The sequence below is a fragment of the Pseudomonas sp. E315 genome, assembly GCF_055406205.1.
Genome location: NZ_JBUZPJ010000002.1, coordinates 82572 through 103620 on the forward strand (window position 1 = coordinate 82572; position 21049 = coordinate 103620).

Sequence of the window (21049 nt, forward strand, 5' to 3'; positions counted from 1 at the left end):
TGGGGGCAAAGGTCATTGGCAATGGACCTCTGTGGGCGTTTGAACACGACCAACGGTAAAAATTCCATGACGGCTTTGGTTAGGCGCGTACAAATGGGTTTTCACGCATTTCATCACCCAAGCGCGTGTCTGGGCCATGTCCGGTAATCACCGTCGCATCTTCGTCCAACGTATACAGACGCTGCTTGATAGAACGTACGATAGTTGCCTGATCGCCACCCCACAAATCCGTGCGCCCTACACCACGACGAAACAGGGTGTCACCGGCAATCAACAGCTTAGCCTCAGAAAACCAAAAGCTCATGGAGCCAGGCGTGTGACCCGGTGTATGCAGCGCAACGCCGCAGCCACACGCTAACTCTTCGTCATCTGCCAACCACAGATCTGGCGGCGGAACGGGCGTATACGGCACCCCAAACAGCTCGCACTGCCTCTCCAGGTTGTCCCACAAGATTTTGTCGTCCTTGTGCAGATGCAGTGTGGCACCTGTCTTTTCCTTGAGTTGGCCCGAGGCCAAGAAATGATCCAGATGCGCATGAGTATGAATGATGCTCACGACTCTTAAGCCCAGCGATTCCAAGCGAGCCAAAATCAACTCATGATCGCCACCTGGATCAACCACAATGGCCTTTTTAGTCACCGGATCGCCGATGATCGTGCAGTTGCACTGCAAAGGGCCGACGGGGAAGGTTTCGCGTATTAGCGCAGGCTTTGCGGCTTTCATGGGCACTCCAGTCAAAAATTTACCGACCCGATTTTTGCACCTTCGCCCGCCCCTGAATATCTGAATGTTCGCGCAAAGCCGCAGGGTAACTCGCTTAAGAAATAAATAAGAGCAGCGCCCTTGTGCTTGGCACGCAGGCAAAAACTAACGTCACACGCTCACGCAGCCTTGCGCAGTGCCGATAAACGCACCAGCGACCAGCCTGCTTCCGGGCCAGCCAGTGTCACTCGAACAGCGTCTTCAGGCAGCGCCCGTAAGAGCTTCAAGGCCAGATCACCCACCATCCAGTTGGCACTATTGGACGCAATAACTCGCCCATCCGCCGCGATCAAAACCGCTTCGTGCTCAAGGCGCATCAGACTGCGCACTAGCATGCGCTCAACGTTATGCAGTGATAAATCCAATCCCGCCACGCCAATAAAACGTCCCTCGACGAGAATCGGCATGGTGAAGGTCAGCACATACATGTTGGTGCCGTAGAGGTCGACATAAGGCCCCTCGACACTGCTCGCACCCGTGCTTCGCGGGCGACTGAACCAAGGCATTTCGGTGTAATCGTAAAAATTCTCTCGGCGCAGGTCGAAATTGGGCCGTAGCGGCAGGGTTTTACCTGCATCGGCCAAGTACCACCACTCCAAGTGCATTTCTCGGTCAGCCAGACAGCCCGGCTCAAGAATCACCCCGCCGCCGCAGCCGAACGCTCCAGTAGCCAGCAATTGCTGGTCGATAGCAGGCCTGAGCAACGACAAGTCCCGAGCATTTGGCTGACGGCCTTCAGCGAGCACTCGCTCCCATAACTGAAGGGTTTCATCCACCAGTTGGCGGACCTGACCGAAGATGGCTTCCAGTGTGCTGTTGAGCTGTTGAGCGCACGCAGAAAGGGAAGGATTCTCACTCGGGGTGGACATGGCATTACCTCACGCAGGGTTAGCTTTCTTTTTATAGGTGCTGCTGTGGGCGAAGCCTGCGGAGGGAAAAATCACCCAAACCGAGAATTGCCCACTTAATCGCTGACATCAATGTCCAAAATCGTCTTCCCTTGTGTGAAACCTAACGTCGCAACGGCACTCAGTGGATTCGACTTTGGTCGCTTGACCATGCAACAGGCTTAATTCAGCACCCCATCCTCATCGGATGGCAGATGAAAAAACCCACGCAATTACCACGCCAGCCTTACTCGGCCTCCTCGCTTGCGGCCAATAACTCCAAACGTAAACCGATCAAACGCTTGATCCCGCTCATGACATGGGCCTGCGCCAAAGCGCCCGCCAAAACCGAGTCGTTATTGACCAAGGCTTGCAGAATCGCTCTGTGCTCTTGCTCGACCAAGGTCACGTCGTTGCCGCCAATGGCTTCCAGCCACAACAACTCGCCCACCTCTGACTGCAAGCGCATCTCGGCGTGAGTCAGACGCAATGATTGCGCGGCTGCGGCCACTTCAATGTGAAAACGGGCATCCGCTCGGTGACGGGCCAGGCGCGTCGTACTTTGCCCCAGCGCCTCAATATGATGGGCAATCCGCGCCAGCTGTTCGGGAGAGCTGCGCTGGGCAGCCAGACGTGCGGCCGTCCCGGAGATGGCCATTTGCTCATCGCACAGATCACGCAAATCAGGGCCGCTTATTTCCTTGAGACGCTGCAACAGCAAAGCCTCGGGCAACTCCACTGGCGCGCAGACAAAACTACCGCCATTACGCCCGCGACGCGTTTCGATCAAACCGCGCTCACGCAAAACCACAAGCGCTTCGCGCAAGGTGACAGTGGCGACCCCCAGTTGCAGCGCCAGCTCACTCTCACTGGGCAATTGCTGCCCCTCGGCGAACAAGCCCAGTTCAATGGCTTCCACCAGCCGTCTCGCGACTTCATCGGTGCGACCTTCTTGGCGCAGCCTGATAAAAGCGGTACTGCGGGCAGTATTCAGGGCACTCATTGGCTCTCCAAATTCAGCTTGCAATGGTGTAGCCGGTCATAGGCACCAGTGCCTCGGCCCATGTTCGGCTAAACGTTCAGTAACGCATCTTATAGCGATTGACTGGCCCCTGATACGGCCAGTTTTTGGCTCCGATGGCTCAAAAATCCGCAACGCTAGCGCTGCAAGCCAAAAATATGGAGCCGGGTTGCGCACACTATAAACTTTAAGATATGTTTCCATATGTTTAAAGCTCTGATCTGCATTGCAATCTTCGTGACCGACCCACCTTAGCGACTCTCAACCTGCACGCTGACCAAGGAATACGCCATGCAAACCAAACTTCTGATCAACGGCCAACTGATCGACGGCGAAGGCGCCAGCCAAGCTGTGTACAACCCGTCCTTGGGCACTGTTCTAGTGGACATTGCTGAAGCCAGCAGCAGCCAGGTTGAAGCCGCAGTCCAAGCTGCGGACAAAGCATTTGAAGGCTGGGCCCAAACCCCAGTGAAAGAGCGGGCCCACCTGCTGCTGCAACTGGCGGATCGCATCGAAGCCGAAGCGCCAACCCTCGCTCGCCTCGAATCGCTGAATTGCGGTAAACCTTATCAAGCCGCCTTGAACGATGAAATTCCGGCCATCGCCGACGTGTTCCGCTTCTTTGCCGGAGCCAGCCGTTGCATGACCGGCTCTGCAGGTGGTGAGTACTTGCCGGGCCACACGTCGATGATTCGCCGCGATCCTTTGGGCGTCGTGGCCTCCATCGCCCCTTGGAACTACCCGCTGATGATGGTGGCTTGGAAGCTCGCTCCTGCGCTGGCCGCGGGCAACTGCGTAGTGCTCAAGCCTTCAGAACAAACCCCACTGACAGCCCTGAAACTGGCCGAGTTCATCGCGCAGATCTTCCCGGCTGGCGTGGTCAACATCCTGTTTGGTCGTGGGCCGAGTGTCGGCGAGCCACTGGTGACTCACCCTAAAGTGCGTTTGGTGTCCCTGACCGGCTCGGTCGCCACGGGGGCGCGTATCGTTGGCGCTACCGCCAGCAGCGTAAAACGTACCCACATGGAGTTGGGCGGCAAAGCCCCGGTGCTGATTTTTGACGATGCCGACATCGACGCCGCAGTTGAAGGCATTCGCGCTTTTGGCTTCTACAACGCGGGTCAAGACTGCACGGCCGCCTGCCGCCTGTATGTGCAAGAAGGTGTTTACGAAGCCTTTGTACAAAAACTCGGCGCCGCAGTGGGCAGTATTCGCCACGGCCTGCAGGACGATCCTGAAACCGAACTGGGCCCACTGGTCACCCGCGATCATCTGGAACGCGTCGCTGGTTTCGTCGACCGCGCCAAAGCCCTCCCGCATATTCGTGTCATCACCGGCGGCAATCGGGTCGATGGCCCTGGATATTTCTTTGAGCCCACAGTTCTGGCTGACGCCCACCAGGACGACGAAATTGTTCAGCGCGAAGTCTTTGGCCCGGTTGTAAGCGTTACCAAGTTCACTGACGAAGCCCAAGCCTTGGCCTTTGCCAACGACTCGGATTACGGCCTGGCCTCTTCGGTATGGACGAACGATGTAGGTCGAGCCAATCGCCTTGCATCCCGTCTGCAATATGGCTGCACCTGGGTCAATACACACTTTATGTTGGTCAGCGAAATGCCCCACGGCGGCATGAAGCAATCCGGGTACGGCAAGGACATGTCCATGTACGGGCTGGAAGACTACACCTGCGTTCGGCATGTGATGTTCAAACACTAAACAGCACCTTAAACGAGCACATATCGAATTGCGCGCACCATTACGGCGCGCACAATTCGAGTAAGAGACCTGACGAACACCGAGATTATCCTTTCCCCCGCTTGGAAATGCCGCTCAAATCAGGTCTCAGCGATAAAACATATAAAACAAGATGAAATATGGCATAGGTTCTGCTTTGCACTCTGCACGAGCCTAAAACAGCCGTCATTGTTACCGTCCGGCCCAGCCGTGGGTAACGTATCAAGAGGTGTGTAACCATGCTTATCACCGGCATCAAAAGCCGCCCGGTCTATGACCTGCTGCAACCTATGGCGGGTGGCTTGCGCCATCTGATCGCAGGTCAGGGCAGCGGCGGTACAGCCATGCTGCGACTGATTCAGGAGATGACCCCTGCTCAGCGCCAAAACAGCACCCTGCTGTACTCCACCGAATCTTTTTCCGGACACAACCATCTGGACGCGCTGCAACAGTGCGAGGTCGCAGAGCTGCGCGTGTTCGAAAGCAATCAGGCCCTGCTTGATGCACTGCGCACGCTACTGGGCAACGCCTTTATGGGCACTCGCCTGTACCTGAGCGGCTCGGAAACCTTCATCGGCACCGCGATGCAGGCCGCCAACGCGGTAGACCTGAACCGCGATGAAGTGCTGCGCGAACACAGCGGCACCTTAGTACGCCGCGTGTGGTGTGTGCATTGCGATACCTACACCGAAAACGTCACCCAACGCCTGTTCACCTGCCCCGGCTGCCAACTCAATCTGGTCGTGCGTGACCACTACTCCCGCCGCCTCGCCGCCTTCCAAGGGATCAAGGCCGATGGTGAAGTCCCGGGCCAATTGCCACCTGCCGAGGAGCTGGACACATGAGTACCCACAACGGAACCCTCAGCGTTCAGGTTGCACGCATCGAGAGCCTGACCCCAGAAATCAAGCGCTTCACGTTGGTAGATCCGCAAGGCAAACACCTGCCTGCATTCTCCGGCGGCAGTCACGTGGTGGTGCTGGTGCCCAACGGCGAGAAAAACCTGCGCAACGCTTACTCGCTGATGAACTCGCCGTATGACTCCAGCGCCTACCAGATCGCGGTACGCCGCGTCAGCGAAGGTCGGGGTGGCTCGCGCTACCTGCATGAGCAGTTAAAAGAAGGCGATACGGTGCAAATTTTGCAGCCGGCTAACCTGTTTCCGCTGGCCAAACACGCACGCCAGCACGTGTTTATCGCAGGGGGCGTCGGTATTACTCCGGTCTACTCCCAACTCGAAGAACTGTTGCTCAAGCAAGCTGAATTCGAACTGCATCTGGCCGTTCGCGGGCCGGAACACACGGCTCTGGGGCTGGAGTTACAAGCCCGCTACGGCGAACGAGTCACGCTCTACGTGCAAGGCCAAGGCCCACGCATGGACATTCGCGCGATCCTCGCCGACCGCCCGCTCGGCAGTCATGTTTACGCCTGCGGCCCGGACAGCATGATCGACGACACGCTGAACAGCGCCCGCGATCTGGGCTGGACCGACAGCCACGTGCATTTCGAACGCTTCGTGGAGCAAGGCTCCAATGGCCAGCCGTTCACCGTGACCCTTGCACGCCAAGGCGTAACCCTGGAAGTCCCGCCAGACCAATCGCTGCTCGAAGCGGCCGAACAAGCCGGTTATCAGGTGCCTTACCTGTGCCGTGGCGGCGCGTGCGGCTACTGCGAAACCGAAGTTCTGGAAATCGACGGTGAACTCGATCACCGCGATGACTGGTTGAGCGAAGAAGACAAGCTCAGCAAGCGCAAATTCATGCCATGCGTATCCCGCGCCACCTGCAGCCGTTTGGTCGTAGATCTCTAATATAGGACGTTCTGTTATGACTGCTTTCAAGCCTATCGAAACCTATTCGGGCGATTACACCTACAGCAACAGCCGCGAAGCCGTGACCCGCCTGCCCTTCCCTTACCCGGAAGACGAGTACATGTACTCGATGAACGTGGAGCCGCATGTACCGTTCGGTGAAGGTGCCTTGCGCGCTCAGTTTGATATCGACGAGCACTACATCTCCGAGTGTCATCACCGCGCTGAAACCCTGAAAAACGAGCCAGGCGTTCATTACGCTGCGCTGCCGCACATGATGGAAGCACAGTGGGACTTGCTCGAACTGCTGATGGAGTCTTACTCGCGGGACTTCCCCGAGCACTTCACGCTGGAGAAGAACGGCAGCCAGTGGCACTGGATCAACCGCCCGCTGCAGATCAACCAGACGTTCACCTTTGGCGACACCAGCACCTTGCCGATGGACCCGATGGAATACATCACCCGTCAGGCTCAGGGCGAGTTCATCTTGCTGGAAGAACGTGACGAAACCCTGATCATGGGCGCCGGCATGGCTACTCAGCGTGCCGATTACTCGCTACGTTTTAACTTGGGCATGAGCTTCATGGAGTTCCACGGCCCGGTTCCAAAACTGCACGAAATGGGTATTTTGCAACGTGCGCTCAAGTTCTTGCTGCGCCTGCGCCCTGGCCACCCGGTACGCCGAACCAACTGGTCGATCACCGTTAATCCACGCCTGGAAACCTCGGCCGAAACCCTGCCCGACTGGGCGCCGGATCGCACCATCGTAACCGCCGAAAACGCCGGTGATCTGGTCAACCTGCGCGTCGAGCTGCAACCACTGCACCGCCTGCCGCGCAGTAACGCCGTGCTATTCCCGGTTCGCACTTATCTGGTGAGCCTCAAACAACTGGCCGAGTTCGCCCCACAATGGGCCAAGCGCATGCACCGCGTGATCCGCGACTTGGATCAGGAACTGGTCGACTACAAGGGCTTCACCCGTTACCGCGACGAGATGGTCACTTGGCTGTCGCAATACGACGACGGCACGCCCGTTGACGAAAGCCAACAATAAACCCCAAGCCTGAAAGCGCGCCTATATGGCGCGCTTTTCGCACTGGTCTGTTTCTCACCCCCCAGGGATCACCCCATGAAAACAATACGAAACTTCCTGCCTGAGAGCTGGAGCCTGGTGTTCTCCGCGGCAGCCTCCGCCTATGGTGTCGGCTTGCTCGGTCTTTGGGCGCTGCCCTTTTTGATCAGTGCGATCATCCACGACCTCAATCTTAATGAGGCCCAAGCTGGCATTTTGATGTCGGCCGAATTCATTTTCACCATGCTTGCTTCATTGCTGGTGGCCCCCCTGATGGGCCGCGCTCCGCGCCGTACATTGGCGATAGCCGGAACCTTGTTGGCCATTGTCGCCAACGTGGTCAGCGCGAGCATGACTGACCTTTACTCCTTGGCCGCCGTACGCTGCGTGGCGGGTATCGGCGCAGGCCTTGCACTGGCGTGCGGCAACGCCTGTGTGGCCAGTGCCAAACAACCTGACCGAATCGCCGGGCACATGAACGTGTTATCGGTGGTGCTCATGATTGTTGTGATGCTGGGCTACGCCAAAGTAATGGCTGCGTATGGTTTGCCAGGGCTGTATTACGCGATGGCAGCAACTATGGCGGTCATGCTGCTGGCCATTCCTTTTATGCCTCAGCATGCACCAAAGGCCCAAACCCATACCGTCAGCGCTGGCTCGGGCAATGTGCTGCTGAGTCTGCCAGCCATCTGCATGATGCTCGCGATGTTTGTGTTTCAGGCACGGGACACAATGGGCTGGGCGTTTGTCGAGCGGATCGGCACCATGGTCGGTTACAGCGGCGAGGAACTCGGCATATTACTGTCTGTTCAATCGATGGTCGGGCTGATCGGGCCGTTGCTGGCCGCCATGATCGGTAAACGCTTCGGCCTTAGCACCCCGGTGATTCTGGCGATTTTGCTGACCGGCGGCACCAGCTTGAGCTATGTACTGGGCGAACATTCCAAAACGCTCTACACCATCGGTGTGATGACCATCTGCATCACCTATTTCTACGCCCTGAGTTACCTCACAGGGCTGGCCGCAGCCCTTGATCGCGAAGGGCGGGTCGTGGCGGCCGCCAGCAGCTTTCTGAGCTTGGGCCTGGCGGTAGGCCCCGCGATTTCCGGGGGCCTGATCTCTATGGGCGGTTTCACCCTGGCGGCTTGGGGCATCGCAGTTACTGTGCTGTTGACCTTGCTGCTGGTCATCATCCCGCTAAACAAAGTGCGCCGTGAACAGCCCGCATTCGGGCTGGTGGCTGCTGCTTAAAACTTGAGCCCCACACTCAGCGTCATGAAATCCCGGTCGCTGAGTGTGTTGTACCGGCCACCAAAAAAGTTGGTGTACGACAAGCTGCTGGTATAGGTGTTCTGGTATTCGGCGTCGAGCCCCAGGCTGATGGCTTTCCGGCCTTCCTGAAAGGTGTTGTCGGGGGCAGGCGAATAGCCACTGACATCATGCGCCCATGCCAGATTAGGTTTGAGGTTCAGGCCAGCCATCACGCCGTTGTATTCCCACACTGCTCGGCCGCGATAACCCCACGCGTTCGCCGTGGTAAAGCCCTCGTTACCCGATGAGCCAAACACCGGATCGCGCCCGTAATGCAGGCTGGAGCTGCCTTCAAGCCCACCAACGTGGGTAACACCGACTTCACCCACCAATGTCAGACGATCAGCGCCCATTGCATTGTCGAAGATGTGTGTCAGCGAAGTCTGAAACTGACTGATCTCTTTACGCCGATAACCTTGAATATCAGCCCCCGGGACTACCCTCAGCGGGGAAGCATCGCCAAAACCAGGCAGCGGTGTGAGGTTTGCGTACAGCACATCGTTGCTGTTGAGTTGCACCGGCGCATTGGGACGATAACTCAACTCGCCTTTCCAGGCCGTGCCTGTGGATAAGGTCGTGTTGAAGCTCAAGCCGTACAAACGAATGTCTTCGGGATACTCGACGTAATAGCTTGAGTTGCCCGCGACAATCATCGGCGCCAAACCGCCTGAGGACGAAGCCGCGTTATACGCCGACTGCGAAGCCCCACGCCCGCTGATAATGGGGTCGCGGCTGTGGTAGTTGATGAAGTACGCGCCAAATTCAGTGTCCAGCGGCTCAAACACATAGTGCATGGCCACACCAAATTGCCCACCGTTACGCGCATCGCGATCAGCGTCACGGCGCACCAACACGCCCTCGCCGTTCACATCGACGCCCGCAGACGTCAATGCCGCCAAATCAGCCATATTCAGCGCCGAGCGTTTGTTCAGCACCCGATAGTTATTACTGCAACCGTCGGCAATCACGTCGGACTGCGAGAAAAATGTGCCGCAGTTATCGGCCTCGGACTGCTCCCAATCCAGCTGATAAAACGCCTCGGCGGACAGGTTATCGGTGAGGTTTTGCGAGATATAAAACAGATTAACCGGCACTAACCCGTCGTTAAGTTCAGTACCCGGTCGCCGGTAGGCTGATACGTCTGTCGGGTTGATCGCATTGATTCCCCCGCCAATAAACGCACTTTCGCCCCAGCTCACTACTTGCTTGCCTAAGCGCACAGCACCCGGTTGATCGGCAATGGCGTAGTTGTGATACACAAACGCATCCAGCCACTGCGCGCTGGCTGATTGCGCGGACGCTTTACGGCCACTGTCGCTGATGGGTTTGAAGGGGCGACTGTCGTCTTGCAGCTCAAAGTCGTACCAATACTTGCCCCGCACATACAGGCCGCTGTCGCCGTATTTGAGTTCCAACCCGTGCATGCCGGTAAAGATCTTTGAAAAGGTTTCGCCTCGTTTGAAGTTCAAACGGCCGTCGTCCGAGATTTCAGAGTGACCTTTGCCACCATTATTGGCCCCGATCAAATGGTGATCGGCCTTAGCCGTGGACCAACTGGCGCCAATCGACAGTTCAGAATCTATCTGACCTTCGATTTCGCCAATATTGAAGCTTACGCCCCATGCAGGCCCGGCGAGCGTCGAGGCAAGGCTGACTGCCAGCGGCAGTTTGACTCGGCGCCAGAACCGGTTGACTGAGGGCATTGATACTTCTCCGTGGGCTGAAAGCAATAAGCCCGCAAGGATGAAGCAAAACCAGATTTTGACAAGATCGTGTGAACGCAGATCGTCGTAGTCGCTGGTGCAGGCTGCGAAGCGATAGTGGGATTTTCAAGTTAACGGGTTGCTTCGCAACCCATCGCAGCCTGCGCCAGCGACGACAAACCAATATTGATTAATTCATCTCGGTAAAGGCCAGCTTCACGCCCAGCGCAACCAACACCGCGCCCATAGTGCGATCAAACCAATGCCCCATGCGCGCAAAGCCGGTGCGCACACGCTGATGGCTAAATAACATGGCAACCATGCAAAACCAAGCGCCTGTTGCGACCGCAAGGTATACGCCATAACCCGCCTGAATCGACAGCGGCGTGTGGGGGTTAATAACCACCGTGAACAGCGACAGGAAAAACAGGGTCGCTTTGGGGTTCAGGCCGTTGGTGACAAAACCGGAAGTAAAAGCACCGCGTGCGGTGCGCTCACCGACCGGCAAGGTCGCAGCCAAAGCGGCTGGATCTGCTGGCTTGGCGCGCAGTGCCTTGATGCCGATGTACAGCAAATACGCCGCTGCCAGCCATTTCAGGGCGTTAAACAGCACAATCGACTGCGACACAATGATCCCGATGCCTAGCAGCGAATAACCCACATGCACAAAAATGGCGGTGCCCACACCAAACGCCGTAAACATGCCCGCACGACGGCCGTGAGTCACGCTCTCACGCACCACCACGGCAAAATCCGGCCCAGGGCTCGCCACGGCGAGTAAGTGAATCAAGGCAACGGTCAAGAATTCTGTCCAGTACATGCACGGCTCCATTACAAATTGTTTCTTCTGTTAGGCTCGCCACATTACGCCTTCACTCGACAGCACAAAAGGGACAGTTGATGACTAACAATCGCCGCGCAGTGTTTCTGGATCACACCTCACTGGATTTGGGTGATCTTGACCTCGGCCCGCTGCACCGCAGCTTCAGCGAGTTGCAACTGTACGCAGACACCACGCCCGATAACGTCGTCGAGCGTTTGCAGGGTGCTGGCATCGCTATCAGCAATAAAATCCTGCTGAATGCCCAAACACTTGCGGCCTGCCCCGACCTGAAGCTGATTTTGGTGGCAGCCACCGGTACCAATAACGTTGACCTTCAAGCCGCCCGCGCCCAAGGCATCACCGTTGCCAATTGCCAGGGTTATGGCACACCGTCGGTGGCACAACACACGCTGGGGCTCTTGCTGGCGCTGGCCACACGTTTGATCGACTACCAAAAAGCCGTTACCGAGGGCCAATGGCAGCAGGCCAAACAGTTCTGCTTGCTGGACTTCCCCATCGTCGAGCTGGAAGGCAAAACCCTCGGCCTGTTCGGTCACGGTGAACTTGGCAGCGCAGTGGCCAAACTGGCCGAAGCCTTTGGCATGCGCGTGTTAATCGGACAAATTCCCGGCCGCCCTGCACGACCTGATCGACTGTCCGTGGATGAACTGCTACCGCAAGTCGACGCCCTGACATTTCACTGCCCGCTCAACGAACACACGCGCCACTTTATCGGCGCTCGCGAACTCGCACTGCTCAAGCCCGGTGCATTTGTGGTCAACACCGCCCGGGGCGGCATGATCGACGAACAAGCCTTGGCAGACGCCTTGCGCAGCGGCCATCTGGGTGGCGCAGCAACTGATGTGCTGAGCGTTGAGCCGCCTCGCGAAGGTAACCCGCTGCTGGCTGCCGACATCCCACGTCTGATCATTACGCCGCACAGTGCCTGGGGCAGCCGTGAGGCTCGGCAGCGAATCGTGGGGCAATTGAGCGAAAACGCCCAAGCGTTCTTCAACGCTACAGCGCTGCGGGTCGTCAGTTGCTAAACTGCGCCCCTTTTTGAGGAGCAGATTATGGATCCGCGCAGTGAAGTACTGCTTCGTCAGCCTGACTACTTTCAAGGCTCGTTGCTGTTAGTCGGCTTGCCGCCCGATCAACTGCTTGGCGAATTGCCAAACGCTCACGGCTGGTGCTGGCATGCGGGCGATCAAGCCGCGCTGGACGCCCGCTACCCAGGCCGTGTGCACTTTGGCATCGAAGTGCCAGAGCGCACATTCGATACCGCCGTGGTGTTTTTGCCCAAGTCCAAAGAGCTGAGCGATTACGTGCTCAAGGCCGTGGCCGCGCGCTTGCCCGGCGCCGATGTGTTTTTGGTGGGTGAGAAAAAAGGCGGCATCGAAGGTGCGTCCAAACAGCTCGTCCCTTTCGGCAAACCGCGCAAGCTGGACAGCGCGCGGCATTGCCAGCTGTGGCAAGTCACTGTGGAGACTGCGCCCGCGGCGCCTGTGCTGGCAGAGCTCGCCCAACATTACGAACTGCCGCTGACCGAAGGCCCACTGAAAGTGGTCAGCCTGCCGGGGGTCTTCAGCCACGGCAGACTGGATCGCGGCAGCGCCTTATTGCTGGAGCATTTGGACAAACTGCCGAGCGGCCACGTACTCGACTTCGGCTGCGGCGCGGGTGTGTTGGGGGCGGCAGTCAAGCGTCGTTACCCGCATAACAGCGTCACCTTGCTGGATGTTGATGCCTTTGCCACCGCCAGCAGCCGCCTGACACTGGCCGCCAACGGTCTGGAAGGCGAAGTCATTACCGGTGACGGCATTGATGCGGCGCCAATGGGTTTGAACTCCATTCTGAGCAATCCGCCCTTTCATGTCGGTGTTCATACCGATTACCACGCGACAGAGAACTTGCTGCAAAAAGCAGTCAAACATCTGAAATCAGGGGGAGAACTTCGGATTGTGGCCAACAGCTTTTTGCGCTATCAGCCACTGATCGAAGAGCATTTTGGCGTGTGTTCGGTCAAGGGTGAAGGTCAGGGTTTTCGGATCTACAGCGCCAAACGCCGCTAACACATTTTGAAAAACAGGGCTTGCCGGATCGGGTTTGCCTAGGCAGAATCCGCTCCGTCCTAGGGGAGTAGTCTCCTTTGAGCCCCACGCTCATCCGGCATGCGTCAACATACTTGGTCAACAGACCATGGTGCATGCGACCCAGGTGTCCGCACAGACGGACCAGGGTTTGACAAGACCTATGACACGAACACCTTACCCGGGGCGGGGAGGCTGTACGTGTCATAGCCGTGTCGACCCGCCCCTGGAAACTTACCTGATGATGCTCGACTCCTTACTCGTTCCTACCGCAATCGTTGCCTTGGCCGAAATCGGCGACAAGACGCAACTGCTCGCACTCATTCTCGCCGCACGCTTTCGTAAACCCTGGCCGATCATCGCCGGCATCGTCGCCGCGACGCTGGCTAACCATGCGGCGGCCGGTGCCGTAGGCGCGTGGGTCGGGAGTTTCTTCACTGATATCACACTGCACTGGATCTTGGCCGCCAGCTTTGCCGCCACTGCACTCTGGACCCTGGTACCAGACAAAATGGATGACGACGAAGCCAGCACAGCGCGCAAGTACGGGCCTTTCGTGACAACGCTGATTACGTTTTTCATCGCAGAAATCGGTGATAAGACCCAAGTCGCGACGGTCATGCTGGCCGCGCAATACCCAGATCTGTGGCTAGTCATTATCGGCACCACGCTGGGCATGTTGATTGCCAACGTGCCGGTGGTACTGGCGGGTAACTTTGCCGCTGACAAACTGCCGCTTACCCTGATCCGCCGCTTGGCGGCGACCGCGTTCTTCGTACTGGCCGCTGTGGCGGTGTACAAAGCAATGGCCATTAGTGGCTGGGTGTAAAAAGCACGTAACCACGCGCTAGAGATGCCGCAGCCTGCGGCATCTCTGATGCGTGGTTTTGTCAGTTTTTGGGGGCTTGCTGATACAACGGCATAACCTTTGGAATTGCCGCTTCAAGCGCCGCAATCCGGCTGCTGGAAGCCGGGTGAGTGCTCATGAATTCGGGCGGAGCACTTTGCGATTCTTGAGCCATTTTTTGCCACAGGGTAATCGCTGCATTCGGGTTGTAGCCCGCACGCGCGGCCAACTCCAGACCAATCAAATCGGCTTCGTTTTCATTGCTGCGACTATTGGGCAGTGTGAGGCTGTAGTTCACTACGGTGTCGGCCAGCGCCAGGCTGTCCTGTCCCAAGCCCAAAAATGCACCGGCACCCTGTTTAGCGATTTCGATGCCATAGGCTTTTGACATGGACTCACGGCCGTGTTCGCGCAAGGCGTGGGCAATTTCATGCCCCATGATTGCAGCGATCTCGTCATCACTCAGTTTGAGCTGATCAATAATCCCGCTGTAGAAGATGATCTTGCCGCCCGGCCCACAGTTGGCGTTGAGCTCGTCACTTTTGATCAAGTTGACTTCCCAGTTCCATTGCGCGGCGTCCGGGCGAAAAGCTGGCGCTTGGGCAATCAGCCTGTTGGCGATGGCTTGCAGTCGTTTGGCGTTGGCGCTTGTCTTGTCCAAAGCCCCCTTGGTGCCAGCCTCGCTCACGGTTTGTTGGTACGACTGTGCGTACATTTGGTCAACTTCCTGACTCGACAGCATGCTGAACATGTACTGCTTTCGCTCAACGCCTACCGCTCCCGCATTGGTGGTATTGACCGCCTGGCAGCCGCCGAGCAGCAACCCGGCACCCACCGCGCACACTATCGCTAACTTACCCATCACGACTCTCCCTAAAGATGGCACGTATCCTACCTCAGCCCGGTGTCAGGCACTCAGGTGCATTGAGTTTGGGATCGTTCACCAGATTGGCCAATGGCCGTTCGCGCAATGGCGCTTGCGGGCTGGCGAGCAAAGCTTGCAAAACGTGAAGTGGCGTTTGCGGGTCCAGCCACGCTTGTTGGCCAACCTCATCCAAAATCAGTGGGCGACGCTGGCTGGCCGCCGCCTGAGTCACCACCGCGGTGCTCAGCCAAACGTGCCCTTGCACTGGATACGCCTCCCAGATACCGGCAAAAAACAGCGAGGCGCCCTCGCCCGGCGTTAGCCAGTACGGTCTTTTGCGGGTTGTACCGCGCCACTCATAAAAACCATTGGCCGGGATCAGGCAGCGACGCTGACGAAAAGCCTCACGAAACATCGGCTGCTCAGCCAAGGTTTCAGCGCGGGCATGCGCGGGCGTACGTGACAGGTCGGTGAGCCAGGCGGGCGTCAGCCCCCAGCGGGCTCGGGCCAGCTCTCGCTGCCCCGGCTCTGCGCCAGCGCGCATGATCAATACCGAGTCATTGGGCGAAATATTCCATTGGGCTTGTTGATCTGCGGGGAAACCGGGCAAGGCAGCAAAGGCCGGGTTCCAGCGAAACAGGGCAAAACGTCCACACATGGGGCTGTACAACTCTTGTTTATATAGCAGGGAAAAAGCAGGCGCCGGTCTCAGCAAATCAAGACGTCAGGGAAGCTCTGGGGCTCATCGCCCGCCACCGGCGACGCGGCATTGTACGCATCGATCAACTCCCGCGCGCAAAGCGCCTGATCGTCGGCCACAGCCAAACCCAGCAAACCCAAAGCGGGCAACTCGCCCGTGCCGCCTATTAAATCGCGCCCTTGAAGGCACGCTTCAATGCCTTCGCTGGCCAGCATGCCCAGCAAAAGCTCGGCTTCCATCAAGTTTTCGGGTTCGTAAATGCGTTGCATGCTGCTCACCTGTTACTCATTTTCGCTGTGAACATCCAGCATCCACTCATGACCATCGGTCTGAAGGGTGAATACAATTGGCCGACAGCACACAGGGCAATCTTCAATGTAGGTTTGGTCCCCCCCCGAGAGATCAAGCACGGCTTCGGCTGGCTCGCCACAATAAGGGCAATCGTAGTGTTCGGTCTCAAGCATCGCGGTCTCCAGAGTGACTTGTGCGTATAATCGCCGGTCTATTTGCAGGGCTATTCTTTTTGTCCTGCCCTGTTTACTTACCCTAGCCGTTTCCAACAAGAGAGCATGATGGGCGAATTCGATTCCATCCGACCTTACGACGACGCCGAAGTCCCAGCAGTGCTGGCCCGGCTGCTCAGCGACAAGGCGTTTTTAGACATCCTGACCCACTTTCGCTTCCCGCGCTTGGCTGGCGCGTTCGGCTGGTTGTTAAAACCTCTTATAGCGCATCGTCTGCGTAAAGAGTTCGCCAGCGTCACCTCCGTCGCCACCTTGCAAGACAAGGTCGAAGTGTATGTCGACCGCACCATTGAGCACGCTACCGATGGCGTCACTTATACCGGCGTTGAACAACTCAAATCGGGCACCGCCTACCTGTTTTTGGCCAACCATCGCGACATCGTGATGGACCCTGCATTCGTTAATTACGCGGTGTACCACGCAGGGCTGCCAACGCCCCGCATCGCCATCGGCGACAACCTGCTGCAAAAACCGTTTGTCAGCGATTTGATGCGCCTGAACAAGAGCTTCATCGTTCACCGCTCGATCACTGGGCGCCGCGAAAAGCTGGCCGCCTACCAACTGCTATCGGCTTATATCAACCATTCGATTCGCAACGATTGCCAATCGATCTGGATCGCACAAGCCGAAGGGCGCGCTAAAGACGGCGATGATCGTACTGACTCAGCGATTTTGAAGATGTTCCACATGAGCCGTAAAAGCGAGCCGTTCGCCGAGGTCATTCAGTCGCTGCACATGACTCCGGTGTCAATCAGCTACGAATACGACCCCTGTGATCAAGCCAAGGCCCGCGAACTCTATATCCGCGCCACCACCGGCACTTACAGCAAGGCACCCGGCGAAGACGACACCAGCATCGCCAACGGCATCACGGGCTACAAAGGCCGTGTTCACGTGAACTTCGCAGCGCCGATTACCGAAGCGTTTGAGGACAGTAAATTGCTCGCGGCTGAAATGGATCGCCAGATTCTCAGCGGCTATCGCCTGTTCCCGGTGCACTACTTGGCATACGCACAATGGGCGGATGCTGACCCGCAGTTGCAGGTGCCAAGCGCGGCCCAGGTATTCCCCGCCGACGAACTGGCCAAAGCTCAGCAAGAATGGCAACGTCGTCTGGACGCCTGCCCTGCCGAGCACCGGCCGTATCTGGTGTTGCAGTACGCCATGCCTGTGCGTAACCAGTACCGAATCAAAGCCGGTTTGCCGCTGTAATCACCCGCAGGAGCTGAAGCACGCTGTGGCTTTTAAAAGAGCGCAGCCTACGACAGCTCCTGCGGAGCATTTCAGACCTACTAATTTTCTGTGTCACCGTATCGTCATGTAGAGAGGTCACTCTGTGGCCCCTCAACACCGACACGGAGCTTGTCATGCTGCACGCAGAAAATCAGGATCGCCTCTATCTCATTGCTCCCAGCGACGAGCAGCAGGCATTGATCGAAGGCTTGGCGTTTAACGTTCAAGACCGCCACTGGCTGGTTTACTGCGCACTCAGCGGCCATGCTCACGCAGACCTGCCCGAACTAGACTTGCTAACAGGCGTCAGTCGGCTTGAGTTGTATGCTGAGGCGGCCTAAACCTGAGTCGCACAAAAAAGCCCGAGTTCAGTGAACTCGGGCTTTTTGCTTTGCCAGCGTTACTCGCCCAGCAAACGACCGACCGACGGGTCTTTGAACACACGAGTCAGCGCATCGCTCAGCACGTCGCTCACCAGCTTGGTGTTGGTCTCCTGATTTGGCGCCATGCCAAAACGCTGGTCCAGCGAAGCGCCGTAACGACCACTGTAAGTACGGCCGCCATTCTTCACATCAGAGCGAAAGGTCGCGCCGATGGTGGCTTCGGTCACGTACATGGTGTCTTTAGGCGATTGGTACTTAAGTTCAGCCAAGGTCACAGTCAACTGCGGCGCATTCAGGGCATTGGACGTTGGGGTGTAACCCAACAAACGCACAGCCGCCTCAGCCTGGGCTTGCAGCTTGGGGATCAAGTCGGCACTGCTGACGCTGATCGCGCTGGTTTCAGGGTACATGCCACCGCGAGTGCCCAAGGTGGGCGACGGACGACCATCAACCACACGCACCACCACAGGCTGCCCACGACCGACCGGCGCAAGCTGTGTGGTCAGCTTGGGTTGCGGGCTGAGTTGTTGCGGGCTGTGGGCGCAGCCGACCAGAGTCAAACTGGTCACAGTAATCAAACCGAACAACAGGCGTTGCAACATGCTCATCTCTCCAGGACTGGGTAAAACCGGTCGCCAGTATAGCGGTGCTGTGCGCCTGCTAACTAGCCGCTTGCTGTCACCGCCCTGTCACGCCCGATACATCACTACGTCACGTCCCAATGGCACTGTTGCGTTAACTCACTGGATAGGCGCTTGCTCATGAACTGGCTTGGCTCGTTATTTGATTTCACTCGCCCACATCGCAGCTACGCTCGCTTGGACAGCACAGGTCGATGCCAAGCCTTCAAGCAATGCAAACAGCCCCCGATCGGCGATGGCTGGGTCGAAATTCAAGAGATTCGACTTAACTGGTTGCACTCAGTATTACCCGCCAGCGCCCGTATCGCCTCGCCCGCATCACACTCAAGGGTGCAACCACTGTTGGGTGTTTGACTCAATCACCAATAAAAGTCATTTAACAGGATCAATTGCCCGCGTTTCTTCGCTACAATCTCCCCCCGATTATAAGGACGTCTCCTGATCGGGCCTCGCAGCATCGCTAATGCGCTTGTATTAGCTCCCCCGCACCGCCCACAGAGAGCCGCCCACACAGATCGTGTGAAACTGGCGAGCTTGCTGTTCAGTTATGCAAACCCGCACTGTTATCCGGTCTGCCAGAGCTGCCATTACGCTCGGCCACTGCGTTGCGTACCCGTTGTGCTCCCTGTATTTGCGGGGCGGCATGCCACTCTCGGGTTCGGTGCCAAGCCTGCGGCAGCCCTTTTTTGAGGTTCACGTCTTCAAAAGAGCGTGAAAAAAAACGGGTTTTCACAACTTCACAAGAGTGTGGCGAGCAAATGAAAAGTTTTGCGTCTGAACATGCACCATTAGCGTCTGAAACAGCACCATCGAGCAGTACCTGCATCAGCTTTACCGCACAAGACTGAAGCCTGTCCGCTGACGGATTTGGCCGCTTAAACGGACGCTCTTGACCTTAAGTCGAATTGCCTCCGGTGTCCTGAAATGCGTTCATATGAACCTAGAAGGCCCGGACGGAGCGTGCGCTGAAGCTGCAAGTAATTGCGAATAATCGGACATGGCGATCCGGCCAAGCGTGACCTGAGGCTCCACCTGATCCACGCCTCGGAACACCTGGCAGCTATGCCGTCAATTGGGTGCCGTAGATTTTGGAGACGCGTTAATGGCGCATAACGAAGCAGTCGACGTAGTACTGGTTGGAGCGGGCATCATGAGTGCCACCCTCGCCGTACTGCTCAAAGAACTCGACCCCGGCATTAAGCTGGAAGTTGTTGAGCAAATGGACTCAGGTGCTGCGGAGAGTTCCAACCCGTGGAACAACGCAGGCACCGGCCACGCCGGGCTGTGCGAATTGAACTACACCCCGCAAGCGGCGGATGGTTCGATTGATATCAAAAAGGCTGTGCATATCAATGCCCAGTTCGAAGTGTCGAAACAGTTTTGGGCCTATCTGGCACAAAAAGGCACCTTCGGTTCGTGCAAATCCTTCATTAGCCCAGTGCCTCATCTGAGCTATGTCGAAGGTGAAAAAGGTGTGTCCTTCCTGAAAAAACGCTTTGATGTGCTGAGCAAGCACCATGCGTTTGCTGATATGGAATACACCGAAGACAAAGCCAAGATGAACGAGTGGATGCCACTGATGATGCCGGGCCGCCCTGCGGATCAGGCCATTTCGGCAACCCGCGTGATGCACGGCACAGACGTCAATTTTGGCGCCCTGACCAAGCAACTGCTCAAGCACTTAGCCAGCGCCCCGGACACCCAGATCAAATACAGCAAAAAGGTTACTGGCCTTAAGCGTAATGGCAGTGGCTGGACCGTCAGCATCAAAGACATCAACAGCGGCAACACCCGCGACATTGATGCCAAGTTCGTATTCCTGGGTGCCGGTGGCGCAGCGCTGCCATTGCTGCAAGCGTCCGGTATCGAAGAAAGCAAAGGCTATGGCGGCTTCCCGGTGAGCGGTCAGTGGCTGCGTTGCGACAACCCTGAAGTGGTCAAACAGCACCAGGCCAAGGTCTACAGCCAAGCCGCTGTGGGCTCACCCCCCATGTCGGTGCCGCATTTGGACACGCGTGTGGTTGACGGCAAAAAATCGCTGCTGTTCGGGCCATATGCCGGTTTCACCACCAAGTTCCTGAAGCATGGCTCGTTCCTCGACCTGCCCATGTCGATCCGCTTGGGCAACATCGGCCCGATGCTGGCTGTGGCTCGCGACAACATGGACCTGACCAAGTATTTGATCAGCGAAGTGCGTCAATCGATGGAGCAACGTCTGGAGTCTCTGCGTCGCTTCTACCCGCAGGCCAAAGCCGAAGACTGGCGTCTTGAAGTGGCAGGCCAACGGGTTCAAATCATCAAAAAGGACCCGAAAAAAGGCGGCGTGTTGCAGTTCGGTACTGAACTGGTCGCAGCCAAAGACGGCTCCTTGGCTGCTTTGCTAGGCGCCTCGCCAGGTGCATCGGTAACGGTATCGATCATGCTTGATCTGATCGAACGTTGCTTCGCTCAAAAAGCTACTGGTGATTGGGCAACCAAGCTCAAGGAAATTTTCCCGGCACGGGAAAAAGTTCTGGAAACCGACGCGGCGCTGTACCACGAAATCAGCACACGTAACTCCGAGCTGCTAGAGCTGATTGAGCCAAAACAGGTCAACACCAGCATCGCGTAATCATTTGCTCACGCATTGATTCGCCACAAAA

The 21049-nt window shown here is 57.2% G+C and carries 22 protein-coding genes and 1 riboswitch; of the genes, 12 read left to right on the plus strand and 10 right to left on the minus strand.

All coding sequences use genetic code 11. From position 1 onward, the window contains the following. Positions 1–79 precede the first annotated feature (79 nt). The 3 genes from ACZRJQ_RS03695 to ACZRJQ_RS03705 form a co-directional block, all read right to left on the minus strand. A complete protein-coding gene (locus tag ACZRJQ_RS03695; RefSeq protein ID WP_463977067.1) occupies positions 80–724 on the minus strand; it encodes an MBL fold metallo-hydrolase in 645 nt (214 codons plus the stop codon). A 158-nt stretch (positions 725–882) separates the two neighbouring features. Next, a complete protein-coding gene (locus tag ACZRJQ_RS03700) occupies positions 883–1632 on the minus strand; it encodes a cache domain-containing protein (protein ID WP_463977068.1) in 750 nt (249 codons plus the stop codon). 265 nt (positions 1633–1897) lie between these two features. Continuing rightward, on the minus strand, positions 1898–2653 hold the full coding sequence (locus ACZRJQ_RS03705) for a FadR/GntR family transcriptional regulator (RefSeq protein ID WP_463977069.1): 756 nt from the start codon (positions 2651–2653) through the stop codon (positions 1898–1900). A gap of 309 nt (positions 2654–2962) precedes the next feature. Here ACZRJQ_RS03705 and ACZRJQ_RS03710 point away from each other — a divergent pair, with 309 nt between their 5' ends. From ACZRJQ_RS03710 to ACZRJQ_RS03730, 5 genes are all read left to right on the plus strand, one after another. Then, a complete protein-coding gene (locus ACZRJQ_RS03710) occupies positions 2963–4387 on the plus strand; it encodes a gamma-aminobutyraldehyde dehydrogenase (RefSeq protein ID WP_463977070.1) in 1425 nt (474 codons plus the stop codon). 257 nt (positions 4388–4644) lie between these two features. Then, positions 4645–5250, plus strand: coding sequence for a dimethylamine monooxygenase subunit DmmA family protein (locus ACZRJQ_RS03715; protein ID WP_463977071.1), 606 nt, complete (start codon positions 4645–4647; stop codon positions 5248–5250). After that, on the plus strand, positions 5247–6215 hold the full coding sequence (locus tag ACZRJQ_RS03720) for a PDR/VanB family oxidoreductase (protein WP_463977072.1): 969 nt from the start codon (positions 5247–5249) through the stop codon (positions 6213–6215). Before ACZRJQ_RS03715 ends, ACZRJQ_RS03720 begins: the two co-directional genes overlap by 4 nt. Positions 6216–6231: 16 nt before the next feature. Then, positions 6232–7269 (plus strand): heme-dependent oxidative N-demethylase family protein, encoded by a 1038-nt coding sequence (locus tag ACZRJQ_RS03725; protein ID WP_463977073.1) that lies wholly within the window; start codon positions 6232–6234, stop codon positions 7267–7269. A gap of 75 nt (positions 7270–7344) precedes the next feature. Continuing rightward, a complete protein-coding gene (locus ACZRJQ_RS03730; RefSeq protein ID WP_463977074.1) occupies positions 7345–8538 on the plus strand; it encodes an MFS transporter in 1194 nt (397 codons plus the stop codon). Here ACZRJQ_RS03730 and ACZRJQ_RS03735 read toward each other — a convergent pair. Together ACZRJQ_RS03735 and ACZRJQ_RS03740 are read right to left on the minus strand one after the other, a co-directional pair. Next, on the minus strand, positions 8535–10301 hold the full coding sequence (locus tag ACZRJQ_RS03735; RefSeq protein WP_463977075.1) for a DUF1302 domain-containing protein: 1767 nt from the start codon (positions 10299–10301) through the stop codon (positions 8535–8537). The genes ACZRJQ_RS03730 and ACZRJQ_RS03735 overlap by 4 nt on opposite strands. A gap of 190 nt (positions 10302–10491) precedes the next feature. Beyond that, on the minus strand, positions 10492–11121 hold the full coding sequence (locus ACZRJQ_RS03740) for a LysE family translocator (RefSeq protein WP_463977076.1): 630 nt from the start codon (positions 11119–11121) through the stop codon (positions 10492–10494). An 80-nt stretch (positions 11122–11201) separates the two neighbouring features. Between ACZRJQ_RS03740 and ACZRJQ_RS03745 the strand changes: the two genes are divergently transcribed. The 3 genes from ACZRJQ_RS03745 to ACZRJQ_RS03755 all read left to right on the plus strand — a co-directional run bounded on the left by ACZRJQ_RS03745 (position 11202) and on the right by ACZRJQ_RS03755 (position 14043). After that, on the plus strand, positions 11202–12170 hold the full coding sequence (locus tag ACZRJQ_RS03745; protein WP_463977077.1) for a 2-hydroxyacid dehydrogenase: 969 nt from the start codon (positions 11202–11204) through the stop codon (positions 12168–12170). A 27-nt stretch (positions 12171–12197) separates the two neighbouring features. Next, complete coding sequence (locus ACZRJQ_RS03750) at positions 12198–13196, plus strand: methyltransferase (protein ID WP_463977078.1); 999 nt, start codon at positions 12198–12200, stop codon at positions 13194–13196. A gap of 49 nt (positions 13197–13245) precedes the next feature. Then, positions 13246–13367: riboswitch (yybP-ykoY riboswitch) on the plus strand. Between the two features lie 91 nt (positions 13368–13458). Beyond that, positions 13459–14043, plus strand: coding sequence for a TMEM165/GDT1 family protein (locus ACZRJQ_RS03755; protein WP_463977346.1), 585 nt, complete (start codon positions 13459–13461; stop codon positions 14041–14043). A 61-nt stretch (positions 14044–14104) separates the two neighbouring features. Here the strand turns inward: ACZRJQ_RS03755 and ACZRJQ_RS03760 are convergent, their stop codons facing one another. The 4 genes from ACZRJQ_RS03760 to ACZRJQ_RS03775 are packed head-to-tail and all read right to left on the minus strand — an operon-like array spanning position 14105 to position 16090. Continuing rightward, positions 14105–14923: a M48 family metallopeptidase gene (locus ACZRJQ_RS03760; protein WP_463977079.1), complete on the minus strand. Its 819-nt coding sequence runs from the start codon at positions 14921–14923 to the stop codon at positions 14105–14107. A 34-nt stretch (positions 14924–14957) separates the two neighbouring features. Then, complete coding sequence (locus ACZRJQ_RS03765) at positions 14958–15584, minus strand: SOS response-associated peptidase (protein WP_463977080.1); 627 nt, start codon at positions 15582–15584, stop codon at positions 14958–14960. A 50-nt stretch (positions 15585–15634) separates the two neighbouring features. Beyond that, a complete protein-coding gene (locus ACZRJQ_RS03770) occupies positions 15635–15895 on the minus strand; it encodes a putative signal transducing protein (RefSeq protein WP_463977081.1) in 261 nt (86 codons plus the stop codon). Between the two features lie 12 nt (positions 15896–15907). Then, positions 15908–16090: a CPXCG motif-containing cysteine-rich protein gene (locus tag ACZRJQ_RS03775; RefSeq protein ID WP_463977082.1), complete on the minus strand. Its 183-nt coding sequence runs from the start codon at positions 16088–16090 to the stop codon at positions 15908–15910. 105 nt (positions 16091–16195) lie between these two features. Between ACZRJQ_RS03775 and ACZRJQ_RS03780 the strand changes: the two genes are divergently transcribed. Further along, positions 16196–17362 carry a 1-acyl-sn-glycerol-3-phosphate acyltransferase gene (locus ACZRJQ_RS03780; RefSeq protein WP_463977083.1) on the plus strand — a complete coding sequence of 389 codons (1167 nt, stop codon included), beginning with the start codon at positions 16196–16198 and terminating at the stop codon, positions 17360–17362. 155 nt (positions 17363–17517) lie between these two features. Further along, a complete protein-coding gene (locus ACZRJQ_RS03785) occupies positions 17518–17724 on the plus strand; it encodes a hypothetical protein (RefSeq protein ID WP_048378183.1) in 207 nt (68 codons plus the stop codon). 59 nt (positions 17725–17783) lie between these two features. Here the strand turns inward: ACZRJQ_RS03785 and ACZRJQ_RS03790 are convergent, their stop codons facing one another. After that, the gene (locus ACZRJQ_RS03790) at positions 17784–18368 is read right to left on the minus strand and encodes a YajG family lipoprotein (RefSeq protein ID WP_463977084.1); all 585 of its coding nucleotides are present in this window, start codon (positions 18366–18368) and stop codon (positions 17784–17786) included. A 159-nt stretch (positions 18369–18527) separates the two neighbouring features. Here ACZRJQ_RS03790 and ACZRJQ_RS03795 point away from each other — a divergent pair, with 159 nt between their 5' ends. Together ACZRJQ_RS03795 and mqo are read left to right on the plus strand one after the other, a co-directional pair. Next, positions 18528–18761 carry a hypothetical protein gene (locus tag ACZRJQ_RS03795; RefSeq protein ID WP_463977085.1) on the plus strand — a complete coding sequence of 78 codons (234 nt, stop codon included), beginning with the start codon at positions 18528–18530 and terminating at the stop codon, positions 18759–18761. A 748-nt stretch (positions 18762–19509) separates the two neighbouring features. Further along, positions 19510–21018, plus strand: a complete 1509-nt coding sequence (gene mqo / locus ACZRJQ_RS03800) for a malate dehydrogenase (quinone) (protein ID WP_463977086.1) — start codon at positions 19510–19512, stop codon at positions 21016–21018. Positions 21019–21049: the final 31 nt, after the last annotated feature.